General features: G+C 40.3%; 11 protein-coding genes. 6 read left to right on the forward strand and 5 right to left on the reverse strand.

Annotated elements, in window-relative coordinates; translation table 11 throughout:
* Nucleotides 1–11: 11 nt before the first annotated feature.
* Nucleotides 12–215 carry a DUF1656 domain-containing protein gene (locus tag AN944_RS11570; RefSeq protein WP_055024777.1) on the reverse strand — a complete coding sequence of 68 codons (204 nt, stop codon included), beginning with the start codon at nucleotides 213–215 and terminating at the stop codon, nucleotides 12–14.
* Between the two features lie 406 nt (nucleotides 216–621).
* On the opposite strand from AN944_RS11570, the gene AN944_RS11575 reads away from it, so the two are divergent.
* The 4 genes from AN944_RS11575 (at nucleotide 622) to pdxY (ending at nucleotide 6584) form a co-directional block, all read left to right on the forward strand.
* Entirely contained in the window at nucleotides 622–1509 is an 888-nt protein-coding gene (locus AN944_RS11575; RefSeq protein ID WP_055024778.1) for a LysR family transcriptional regulator, read from the forward strand.
* A 434-nt stretch (nucleotides 1510–1943) separates the two neighbouring features.
* The gene (aspT, locus tag AN944_RS11580) at nucleotides 1944–3647 is read left to right on the forward strand and encodes an aspartate-alanine antiporter (protein WP_055024779.1); all 1704 of its coding nucleotides are present in this window, start codon (nucleotides 1944–1946) and stop codon (nucleotides 3645–3647) included.
* A 105-nt stretch (nucleotides 3648–3752) separates the two neighbouring features.
* Complete coding sequence (locus AN944_RS11585; RefSeq protein WP_055024780.1) at nucleotides 3753–5369, forward strand: bifunctional aspartate transaminase/aspartate 4-decarboxylase; 1617 nt, start codon at nucleotides 3753–3755, stop codon at nucleotides 5367–5369.
* Between the two features lie 360 nt (nucleotides 5370–5729).
* On the forward strand, nucleotides 5730–6584 hold the full coding sequence (gene pdxY, locus AN944_RS11590; protein ID WP_055024781.1) for a pyridoxal kinase PdxY: 855 nt from the start codon (nucleotides 5730–5732) through the stop codon (nucleotides 6582–6584).
* A gap of 105 nt (nucleotides 6585–6689) precedes the next feature.
* On the opposite strand, the gene AN944_RS11595 is transcribed toward pdxY, so the two are convergent.
* The 3 genes from AN944_RS11595 to AN944_RS11605 all read right to left on the reverse strand — a co-directional run bounded on the left by AN944_RS11595 (nucleotide 6690) and on the right by AN944_RS11605 (nucleotide 9422).
* Nucleotides 6690–7886 carry an alginate export family protein gene (locus tag AN944_RS11595; RefSeq protein ID WP_055024782.1) on the reverse strand — a complete coding sequence of 399 codons (1197 nt, stop codon included), beginning with the start codon at nucleotides 7884–7886 and terminating at the stop codon, nucleotides 6690–6692.
* A 304-nt stretch (nucleotides 7887–8190) separates the two neighbouring features.
* Nucleotides 8191–8688 carry a type II secretion system protein gene (locus tag AN944_RS11600; protein WP_055024783.1) on the reverse strand — a complete coding sequence of 166 codons (498 nt, stop codon included), beginning with the start codon at nucleotides 8686–8688 and terminating at the stop codon, nucleotides 8191–8193.
* 203 nt (nucleotides 8689–8891) lie between these two features.
* Nucleotides 8892–9422, reverse strand: coding sequence for an NUDIX hydrolase (locus AN944_RS11605; protein WP_055024857.1), 531 nt, complete (start codon nucleotides 9420–9422; stop codon nucleotides 8892–8894).
* 162 nt (nucleotides 9423–9584) lie between these two features.
* Here AN944_RS11605 and deoD point away from each other — a divergent pair, with 162 nt between their 5' ends.
* A complete protein-coding gene (gene deoD / locus AN944_RS11610) occupies nucleotides 9585–10289 on the forward strand; it encodes a purine-nucleoside phosphorylase (protein ID WP_055024784.1) in 705 nt (234 codons plus the stop codon).
* A 39-nt stretch (nucleotides 10290–10328) separates the two neighbouring features.
* Nucleotides 10329–11492: an MFS transporter TsgA gene (tsgA, locus tag AN944_RS11615; RefSeq protein WP_144430181.1), complete on the forward strand. Its 1164-nt coding sequence runs from the start codon at nucleotides 10329–10331 to the stop codon at nucleotides 11490–11492.
* Nucleotides 11493–11571: 79 nt separating this feature from the next.
* Here the strand turns inward: tsgA and AN944_RS11620 are convergent, their stop codons facing one another.
* Nucleotides 11572–12246 (reverse strand): Crp/Fnr family transcriptional regulator, encoded by a 675-nt coding sequence (locus AN944_RS11620; protein WP_055024786.1) that lies wholly within the window; start codon nucleotides 12244–12246, stop codon nucleotides 11572–11574.
* Between the last annotated feature and the right edge of the window lie 50 nt (nucleotides 12247–12296).

Consider the following 12296-nt stretch of genomic DNA (forward strand, 5'->3'; position numbering starts at 1 on the left):
AATCTGATGAATTAGGTAAATGCAATAAATCTGCTTAATAACACGGTGATAATCGCCACCAGACAAAGCTCGACTAAAGCAGGCATAACGATCACTCTTTGCCAACCGAGTTTGTTTGCAATAAACACCAACGCGACGGTTATAAAATAAGCCAACATCACAGTAATGAGCAGGGGCGGAAAATACACTTCTCCAATAGCAAATTCATGAGGCATCTGAGTCACCAATAAGGTTATATACGAAAGAGCAAAAACAGAGGACACAATGTCATTTCACTCATTAATGGCATTATTTTATGGGAGTATGGGACATTGCCGTAATCGCTTTGGGAGGACTTGACCCTTCAAGCTAAACGATGACCTTCTGCTGCTTATTAGTGAGGGATGCGTAACCTGATGTAACCAGTCTTTAAACAAGCTGCTTAACACCGCATTCACCCAGTTCACAAACCGATAAAGAATAGTCCGTTCACGGCATAGTGATAGCCAAACAGTATCATTTAGTCTCAAGCTTGATTACACTACAACGATGAGTAAAAACTTAATTAACTTTGTGTTTAATCTCGTAAAAAATAGCACAGCATCAACTTGTGTACTTAATTGATAAAGGAGCCAATAATCAATGAATTTTAGCTTAGAGCAGTTACGCGCTTTCGTTGCAGTATATGAGCAGCGCTCCTTTAGCAAAGCAGCTGTCAAACTTGAAAAACATCGCACCACTGTCGGTCAAGTTATCACTAACCTTGAAGATCAGGTTGCAGTAGAGTTATTTCATCGAATTGGTAGAAGTGTTGAAGCCACTGAAGATGGTGAGTTACTTTATCAATACGCTAAAACCACGGTACAACAAGCACTGACCTTTGATAAAGTCGCCTTGAGTTTATCTTATGGCGGGCTTGAATCTATCACTATTGCGTATTGCAGTTTTTTACCCCAAGGGATATTAGCTGGAATACGTAAAAGTCTTGATATCGAATTTCCAAATATGAAAGTCCACTTTGTTGTTCGAACCAAACCGGAAATTAAGAAAGGCATTGAAAATGGGACTATCCATGTTGCGATAGTCAACGTTTATAGCAGTAAAATCGTTAATAGCATCGACTTTACGTTTTTAAAAAATTTACAGTTTCTTCTCTATGCTGGTAAAGAACACCCACTAGCAACAACCCCAAAGAATAAAGCCTTATCTGTGATGAGATCATCACGACAGCTCGTGCTCAAGTCGATGATTGATGACGACATGAAAGAAAAAGTGGTTTTATCAGCCGATTATGAAGCCATTGATCAAATGGCATTGGTAATAAAATTTGTGCAACAGAATATTGGCTGGGCAGTGTTACCGAGTTCAGTCATCAACTCTCAACTTTTTAAAGAGAACCTCGTAACCTTTGAATGCGATGAAATACAAGACCATTTGAACGTCCCGATTGCAATGTGGTCCCCCCCCTCAAAACAAGTGGCACCGATTAAAAAGAATATCGTTAAGGTATTCGCCAATTACCAAGGTTAAGCTTTTCAGCACCATTTCTAGCACCATTTCTAGCACCAGCTTATTTTCGGATAAGCTGCAGTCTTTTTTTATCTAAATCCACTCTTTTTTTGTCATCTTCAATATTTATCTGGCTTTTTTTATATCTCTTAATGGATATATTTGAGTAAAAACTCTAAATATGTATTTTCGGCGACCTTACCAAGGTTAGAGACTTTATCTCTTATAATCATTAGCTTAAAAATCACTTCCAGTTGTTCAGCAAATTTACCAATAATTTATAGAGGGTTTGACCCTTCATATAAGATTAAACATGTTTAATTTATCCCCCTAACATTGTTGCCGAAACCACGCCCCTCACTTACAAGTTCAGTTCTTCGGTGAATTGGTTTGAGTTTCAACTAAATCAGTGAACATTCACTAAAGAACTATTAATTTTTAAGGCAGCAAATACTATGAGCATTATCGAACAACTATTTGCCATATCTCCTTATATCGCTTTATTTATAACACTCGCTCTAGGTTACCTCATTGGTAAAATCACTATCGGCCGCTTTGTGCTAGGTGGTGTGGCAGGAACCTTGATCATGGGAGTACTAATTGGCCAATTCGGAGTTCAAATAGATCCTGGTGTAAAAACCATCTTTTTCGCGTTATTTATCTACGCCGTCGGTTATCAAGGCGGGCCACAATTTTTCAGTGCGCTCAACTTTAGAACCATTAATATCCTCCTATCAGCAGTTGTCATGACTGTAACAGGCTTATTGTGTGTACTTGCTGCAGCAATGATGTTTGATCTTGATAGTGGCACCGCCGCAGGTCTTGCTGCAGGTGGTCTCACTCAATCAGCCATCATTGGTACCGCTGGTGATGCAATATCTCAGTTAGGTAATGTCACTGAAGAAGCCAAACAAATGATGCAGACCAATGTGGCTGTAGGTTATGCCGTTACCTACATTTTTGGTTCTTTAGGTCCAATTTTGATGGTGTCATGGTTAATTCCTACCTTTATGAAATGGGATATCCGTGGTGAAGCAATCAAACTAGCTGAATCAATGTCAGGGGGTAAACCTGAACTGGCACCTGGTGAGTTTAACGCCATCACTGATTTAGTTTCACGTGCTTATAAAGTTGATGAGAATAATCCATTTATTGGCAGAACGATTCAGCAAATCAATAAAGACATGCTTGCTATTGCTATCGAAATGATTGCTCGAGATGGCAGCGACATAGAGCTCGACAAAGCGGTTTCAATCAAGGCCGGTGACATAGTGATTGTTACGGGTCGCCGTGAAGCGATTGCGGGTCATATGGGTGCAGCCACTAGTGAAGTCGCTATTCCGACAGGCACAGTGTTAATCGAAGAAAATCGTCAACTGATTGCTAAAGATGCCAAATTGGTCGGTAAAACAATTGCGCAAATAAAAGCACAAGCCAATATCGATACATACCGTGGTGTGTATATCACCGATATTATCCGTGGTGGTCATTCACAAGTTATCAGTGCTGATTTCGTCGTAGCGAAAGACGACATCATCCAACTAACTGGTAACGCAAAAGACATTAACCGTGTTGAAAAATCTATCGGTAAACGTTTGGGTTCAGCCTTTGCTACAGACTTTATTTTCTTTGGTCTAGGTATGGTTGCAGGTCTGTTAATTGGCCTAATCAGCTTCGAAATTGCTGGCATTCCGGTCACCATCGGTTCTGGTGCAGGTTGTTTAATCTCAGGTTTATTCGTGGGTTGGTTACGTAGTCGTAAACCAGCAATAGGCTCTCTGCCTTTAGGTGCGTCTAACTTCTTACGTGATTTTGGTTTAGCAGTCTTTGTCGGTATTGTCGGCCTACAAGCGGGGCCAGAAGCCATTAATACCATTAAAGAGCATGGATTAACTTTATTGTTCTTGGGTATGGCGGTAACCATTATTCCGCAAATCATTTCATTCTTTATTTCTTACTACGTATTGAAAATTAAGAACCCAATTGAAGCATTAGCTTGTGTATCTGGTGGCAGAAGCGCAAACCCAGCATTCGCAGCCTTACTTGAAAAAGCAGGTAACGCAACACCGGTTTTTGCTTTCACCGTGACCTATGCCATTGCCAATGTATTGCTCACCCTTTGGGGCCCAATCATTGTCGGCATCATTTCAACTCAATAGTTTCTACTCATTAATTTCTACTCAATAGCATGAATTCGGCGAGTGAGTTCAACTCAACTTACTCGCCAACAGATTAATTTTATTAAATATAAACAGGTAAACATTATGAATAACCAACACACTGATACAGCAATGGCTATCGACTTCACCCAATTCGCTAACTTAAGCCCATTTGAACTAAAAGATAAGTTAATTGAAGTGGCACAAACAGTACCAGATCGCACCTTATTAGATGCAGGTCGTGGTAACCCAAACTTCCTAGCAACCCTGCCGCGTAAAGCATTTTTACGTTTAGGCGACTTTGCATTAGAAGAATCAGAGCGCAGCTACTCTTACTTAAATGAAGGCTTTGGTGGTATCCCTGATGGCGAAGGCGTTGTTGAACGTTTCGATACGTTTGCGAAAGCGAATCAAGGCAAAGAAGGCGTTGAGTTTTTACAAAAAGCCATCAGCTACGCAAAAGATCGTTTAGGCATTGAAAAGCAGTCTTTCTTACACGAATTTGTAAACGCATTTTTAGCCTGTAATTACCCTGTCCCTTCACGCATGCTAACCAACATCGAGAAAGTCGTAAAACAGTACATCGGTGAAGAAATGTATGGCGATATGCCAATGACCACTAACTTTGACCTGTTTGCTACCGAAGGTGGCACAGCATCAATGACTTATACTTTTGCGACAATGGCTAACAATGGCTTACTTAAGAAAGGCGATAAAATTGCGTTAATCACGCCAATCTTTACGCCTTACTTAGAGATCCCAGAGCTAGCTGAGTACGACCTTGAAATTGTTGAGATCCGTCTAGACGAAACCACTTGGCAGTTACCACAGTCAGAAATTGAAAAATTAGCGGATACTGACATCAAACTATTATGTGTTGTTAACCCAGCTAACCCAGCATCAGTTAAGTTTTCAAACGATACACTTAACCGTTTAACTGACTTTGTAAACACCCAACGTAGCGACTTATTCATCATTACTGATGACGTATATAGCACTTTTGCCGACAACTTTGTGTCTTTGTTTGCCAAACTGCCATACAACACTTTATGTGTTTACTCATTCTCAAAATACTTTGGTGCAACCGGCTGGCGCTTAGGCACCATTGGTATTCATCACAGCAATGTCTTTGATGATGCTATGCGCGCCTTACCTGAAGCACATCAACTAGAGTTGGATAACCGTTACAAAACAATCACGCCAGATCCACGTAGCATCAAATTCATCGATCGTATCGTTGCAGATAGCCGCGCGGTCGCGCTAAACCACACTGCCGGTTTAGCATTACCACAGCAAGTGCAAATGGCGTTATTCTCTCTAAACTGTTTAATGGACTTAGAAGATAACTACAAAGCGGCTTGTAAACGTATTATTCGTGAACGTTACATCACACTCTATAAAAACATGGGTGTTGAAGTTGAAGATAACGAAGATCGTGTTGATTACTACACCTTACTTGAGCTAGATACTTTAGGTGGCAAGCTCTATGGTGACGCGTTTGTCACCTGGTTTAAAGAACACGGTAAAGGTAAAGACTTCCTATTCCGTTTAGCCCATAAAACTGGCGTGATTTTACTACCAGGTAAAGGCTTTGATGTTGTTCATCCATCTGTACGTGTTTCTCTAGCTAACTTAACTCACTATGAATATGAGTTAATTGGCCGTGAAACTCGCTCAGTATTAGATGACTACTTCACTGAGTACCAAGCCGCTCAAGCTTAATTGATTTAATAGCTTAATTGATTTAATAAGTTAATCTATTAGCATGACGATAAAACGCCAATCATAAGATTGGCGTTTTATTACGTTTATTCATGCAGGTTTTGCCATGCACTCAGCGCTAAAGTTGGTGGTTTATGTGCAACTTAAACACTTCAAGATCACAGACTACTGTGTCTATTATTGATATATCCATACTAATATTGATATATCCATACTAAGCGACTATAAGCTAACGATGAATTAGCATCTTAAAAGCTAAAACTTATAACACGTAAAAAGCTCAGTCAGCACATCAGGCTGTGTATTAAGCTCGGTTCAAGCGATAACTGCATCAAACAACTCAATAAAAGTAGGTCATAAATGAAAGGCATTATTTCAATTCAATCTCATGTGGTATTTGGCCATGCTGGCAATAGCTCTGCAGTATTTCCGCTGCAACGCATGGGAATGGAAGTCTGGCCTATTCATACCGTACAATTTTCGAATCACACCCAGTATTCACAAGGGTGGAAAGGACGCGCTTTTTCAGCAGATGATATCAATCAGCTAGTCACTGGTATCGACAATATAGGCAAAATAGCAGACTGTCAGGCGGTATTATCAGGTTACCAAGGTAGCGCAGAACAATGCCAAGCTATTATTAACACGGTCAATACTGTCAAACAGCAAAATCCTACTGCACTTTATGTGTGCGATCCTGTGATGGGCGATCCTGAAAAGGGCTGCATTCTCGCAGATGGTATTACCGAACAATTGATAAATGAAGTGATGCCGATTGCAGATGTGATTGTGCCGAATCAATTTGAGTTAACTCAGTTTACCCAAATGGAAATCAACAACCTTGAGCAAGCCAAAGCCGCTTGTCAAAAAGCGTTATCGATGGGGCCTAAAATGGTGTTGGTAAAACATCTGCACTCTGTTGCTGATGACACTTTTACCATGATGCTCGCTACTGAATTAGGTTGTTATATTACCCAGCGCCCACAACTTGAATTTGATAAACAACCTGTTGGTGTCGGTGACTTAATCTCCGCTTTATTCACTGGTGGATTATTAAATGGCATGAGCGAAGTCGATGCATTTGAGCATGCAACTAATGCCTGTTACGGCGTATTAAAAGAGACTCACCAAAGACAAGAATGGGAACTGCAAACCATTGCTGCGCAAAATGAATTAGTTAATCCGAGCGAGAAGTTTCGCGCTAAAGCGGTATAAATAATGGCATAAAAAAGCAGGAATCTAATCGATTCCTGCAAACTAGGTGGGGGAGTGTCAACAACGACAGCTCACCTAAACTGCCGTTGGTTAGATGTTTACAACTTAGTAGTTAGCTTGGAATGTCAGCCATAATTTATCGGTATCATTTGAGAAATCATAACCTTCGTCAGCACCACTGAAGCTTGCATATTTAACGCCTAGGCTATAATGCTTCGCAAATGGGTATGTAGCAGCAACGCCCCACTCTGTACCCATATCGATATCACCATAATCAGACTCAAACTGGTGGTATTTAGCTAAAAGTTTAAGGCCGGCAATTTTACCCGTTACAATCACATGGGTATCAACTAAACCATTATCCCAGTTACCTTTACCGCCAAATAAAAACTTATCAGTCCAACCGTTAAAGGCATGTAATGTTGCTAATGGTGTAATAAAGCCAGCTTTGCCACTGTCAGAACCAAGTACTTCGTAGCCAATTTTTGCGCCAAAAGCATCAAAATCAATACCGGCACCTAATTTGTAATAATCAGCACTGTAACTGACTGGGTTATCACCGCCTTCAGACTGCTGAGCATATTCAGCTTCATAGCTCACTTTCAGTGCATCTAACTTAATATTACCCGTTGCACGAACACCAAAGGTATCAGTTGAGAATGCAGCAACATCTGTATTATCAATCAAATAGCCGTAACCACTTAAATTAACAAACTCGAGTCCTTTGTAATTGATATTGATTAAGCTGGTTTCGTTCTCGTGTTCTTCTTTACCTGAGCCTTCTGGGAAAATACGATTCACATTGGCCACATACGCATAATAGGCAGTGAGGTTTTCAATCGCCGTATTTTTAACAGATACCGCATCGTAAGTTTGTTCATTTTGACGGAAGCCAACCCCACCAACAAAACGCTGATTATCTAATAAAATGCGTTGACGGCCTAATTTAGCTAAGGTTTCAGCAGGCCCTTTGTAACCAATAAAGCCTTGGTTTATTTGAGTATATTTGTAATCACCAATTAAAGGTTCATTATCGGTTGAACGCACATCGTCAACTTCTGCTAAAGCAAATAGATTATAAATATCACCGGTTTGATAAGTTAAACGAGTACGTAATGTGGTTTGATTTTGCTGGTCAACATTCGCCACATCGACATCTTCATAGCGAAGTCTAAACTGCACATTCACTGAAGAGTCATCGATAAATGCTTTTTTTAATGGATCGACGCTTTCTGATTCAGCGTAAGCTGCAGATGTCGCTAATCCGGCAAGAACAGCTAATGTGAGGGTAGTTAATTTCATTTATTGTAATCCTTATATTTCATCATCTCGAGTGATGTTATATAGGTGAAATAAACTATAAATATTGATCTAAAACAATGTTACAAAAAGGCTACAATTACGTATCAATAATTGTGAGCAAGATCATTAACTAATACTAATTTAGCATACCTCGAAATAGGTATTTTCAGTGATACCTCATATATAATTTGCTAAATAACCAATATCGATTTTAGCTTTATGCTAACAAAATATGTAATCCGCATATAAACAGCCAAAAAAAAGCCTGAAATAAAAATTTCAGGCTTTATCATTTTCGATGAAGTTAACAACCCGTAACGGTTAAATCATAAAACGCAGGCTCTGCAGCATTCGCTGTCACGCTATAGCGTAAGTTACAATTACTATTGATATCGTATCCTTGTGGGAAAATGTACACACCAGAGTTGGGTACATCATAGATCCCCCAATCTTGAGTAAATGCTTCCGCTGGACTGGCTAACTCAGCAAAGTCCCCTTCTACAGCTTTAGGAATATTCACTTTAGATGCAGTAATGTAGCCAACTGTCGTTGCGATTTTTACGCCGTTAACCTCAACTTCACCTGACTCCAGACTTGTTTGCGAGTCGATAGCCGCTTTTGAATAAACCAGTGAATTCGCTGATTGTAAACTCGCTTGTAAGCTTTGTAAGTTGGCAGTCACTGCGTCTGTTTTCAGATTTAAAAACTTAGGTGCAGCCACAACGGCTAACACACCTAAAATAATAATGACGACCACAAGTTCTATTAACGTAAAGCCACGTTGTGAATAACTGCTTCTCATAATACTTCTCAAATAACATGATATTTCAATAGGTTTAAAACAAGCCAAACCCTATCAAAATCAATAAGATTAATAATAGCCGCAGCATATATGAAGTCCGTACACTCAGCCACTACATACGTAACAAAAAGGTTTTAAATTGTTGGTGGAATTACACTTTTGTTACACAAGTCGTACTTTTAAGCCATCAAACATCCAGCGTATTACAGTAGCTCTTGTTGAATTAACTTCAGCAAAAAGGTTTCACGCTCAATGGATAAGCCTTTCTTGTCACTATTGGCAATCGTATCAAGGTTATGTTGAATGGCTTGATCAATGTCCATCCAGACAGGCTTCATGCCATTATTAATTTCATGCTGCTCAAATTGGGTATCACCTAACTCTTGCTCTATTTCGCAGGTATAACAATAAGACAGCATATGCATGAGGTTTGCCCCATTCCTAGCCCAAGGGCGGTACTCTTCATATAAACCAAACTCGTTAATATTTCGAATATCACGCGCGCCCGTTTCCTCACTCAACTCACGGACCAAGCCTTGCTCAATATCTTCGTGATCATCAACACCACCGCCTGGCAATGAGTAATCATGATATCGGGCGGTATACAACATCAGTATTTTCTGACCTTGTAGCACAATCGCTCTAGCCGCTCGTCGAGTTAGCATGACGTTATTTGTATCGTTCACAAATTCAATGGGGGTATCTGGATGATGAGTGGTTTTTAAATGGCGCATAAGCAAGTAACGAGAATCACAATAGTTGAAAAGGCGCATCATACGCCAATTTTGTGATCCACTGATAGTTTTTGCTGATCTTTCAACCTATGCGGACTTTTGTCCTCACAGCTTAAGTTCTCGCCACTTATTATCGAGTTAATTAAAAAAAGGGGAAATACAATGACCGCACACATCAATGGCAAACTGGGTGATTTTGCCGAAACCATTATTATGCCGGGCGATCCGCTACGCGCTAAATACATCGCTGAAACCTTCTTAGACAATGCAGTCGAAGTGACCAACATTAGAAACATGTTGGGTTATACCGGTTTTTATAACGGCCAAAGAATTTCAGTCATGGGACACGGGATGGGGATCCCGTCGATGGTGCTGTATGCCCATGAATTAGTAAATGACTTTGGCGTAAAGCGCATTATTCGAGTAGGCAGTTTAGGTGCGACGCAACATGATGTAAAAATTAACGACGTTATTTTAGCCCAAGCAGCAGGCACCGACTCACCAACCAACGCAAAACGCAGTAGTGGTTATCAAATGGCTACATCGGCAACGTTCAGCCTATTAAACAAAGCCTACACTATTGCTCAACAAGAACAGATTAACGTTAAGGTGGGCAATATTTTCACTGGCGATCTGTATTACGATCCAGACGAAGATATGATCCCAGCACTTGAACGTTTTGGTGTATTAGGCATCGATATGGAGGTCGCAGGCCTTTACGGGTTAGCCCATCAACACGGAATTGAATCATTAGCGATTTTGACTGTATCAGACCACTGCTTAACGGGCGAAGAAACCACCGCCGAAGCAAGACAATTAACCTTTAACCAAATGATAAAGCTGGCATTAGAAACAGCAAGTCAATAAAACAACATTAGGGTTGTTACAGCATAAAGGGCACCAATTATGAAAAATAAAATATCCTTAACTCTGCTCAGTTTCTTAGCCAACTTTGTGATGGCAGGTTTTGCTACGCAATTTGGCATGCTAATCGAGCCAATTGCCAATAAGTTTTCCGCTAACATCAATGAAGTAGCTTCTATTTTTTCATTACTCAATGGCGGCGCATTAGCAGGTACCATTGCCGCTTTCTTTTTGATTGAAAAAATCGGCGTCAAACGCATCACACTGATCAGTTACGTATCTATCGCATTAAGTGCTGCAGCGCTGCATTTCACCAGTTCACTATCCGTTGTCATGATTGCCATGACAGTGATTGGTTTGTGTGGAGGTGTTGGGCTATGTATCGCGGGCACCATTGTGGTATCAGTCTGGAAAGATAAAATTCAAAGCACCATGCTTGTAGTACAAGATGCCACCTTCAATGTTGCAGGTGTCATCTTCCCAATGATAACCACATACGCCCTAACCAATGCACTCTCTTGGAGTTACAGTTATTTAGCTGTGGGTATCGTTGCACTTGCTACAGCTGCTATTGCGCTGCTAACCAATTTTGACCTCTGTGAGTCTACATCTGCTACCGATGAAGCTGAAGAAAAGTCAGAATGGAACCTTGGCATTATTAGTGGTGGTGTAGGCTTGTTTCTGGGTATGCTGAGCCTCTATACCTTCCTCACTTGGGCACCGACATTTGTGTCGCAAAAATTTACTATCCCATTTGAAGAAGCTGGCAATATTATTACTCAGTACTGGTCAGCAGCATTAATCGGTGCGTTAGTCTCAACAGCCATTGTATCGCGAGTTAAAATTCAGCACTTTATTATGGGAATGATCTCCCTTGCGTTAGTGATTACCAGCTTAATTGTAACGACAACTAACTTAGAGTGGATTGGCTACTTAACCTATGGCTACGGTTTTGCTTGTGCGGCGCTGTATAATGCTTTCATTGCTTACGGCGTATCATTCGTCAAACAAGCAAGTAGCAAAAATGTGTCTTATATCTTAATCAGTGGTAGTGCTGGCGCAATGTTCAGCCCAGCGATTAGTTCAATGTTTGAAAGCATCATTGGCCTGCAAACTGTGATGTATGCTATCCCTGTTATTTATGCATTGATTATTATGATGTTAATTGCTTCTCGTCGCCAACAAGCGTCATTAGCAACAGCATAAGCGGAAAATAAATCGTCAAAAAAGCCTCTGATATCAAAATGATAAAGAGGCTTTTATATAAACCGTTAATGTAATCGTTTTATTGTGCTATGAAAGCTTTCAGTCCAGCTAAGTCTTGAATAATAATGCCTTCTTTTTCACGCTTGATCAGTGCTAAATCTTCCAGCTTTTTAACTGCTCTTCGATATACTCTGTCAGTGGTAGCAAAGCGCTCAGCCTCTAAGTAACACCGATTAAATCCTTCAACGGGCTGGTCATGCAGATACTGATGATATAAATCGTAGGCAATATTGTAGGCAATGGGATACAGCATTCTTCGAGTCAAAATATCCACGGTATCTTGGTAGTCTATTGCAATTGCGCTGGCAAAAAATAATGCAAACTGTGGGGTTTTAACTAATGCCTCATGTAACTTATCGCCATTAATAGTTGATATAGATAATGGTTCTTCAGCAATTATATCCAACTGACAAAGATATTGAGTAAAAAACTCCATTTCGCCAAATATTTGCGAATCACATGTCATGGTACCGAGTTGGAAACTACGACCATTTCTGGCGGTATACCCCATAGAAATTCTGCCACTTGGAACATAAATCAGCTCATTCACCTGCTGACCTTGCTCCATTAATTTATAGTGACGCTCTACCGTTTTCGTTTCTGTAATACATTGCCTCATGATCTTCTCAATCGAATCATGATGCTGCTGCCACTGATCTCGAAACCTTCCCTTCGCAAGCGGTTTTAATTGCATATCAACGTCTATATAAGCTCATTTTCTCTCGATTATAACGGCTATTTGAT

The sequence above is a fragment of the Shewanella sp. P1-14-1 genome, from assembly GCF_001401775.1.
In the GTDB taxonomy this organism is placed as follows: Bacteria; Pseudomonadota; Gammaproteobacteria; order Enterobacterales; family Shewanellaceae; genus Shewanella; species Shewanella japonica.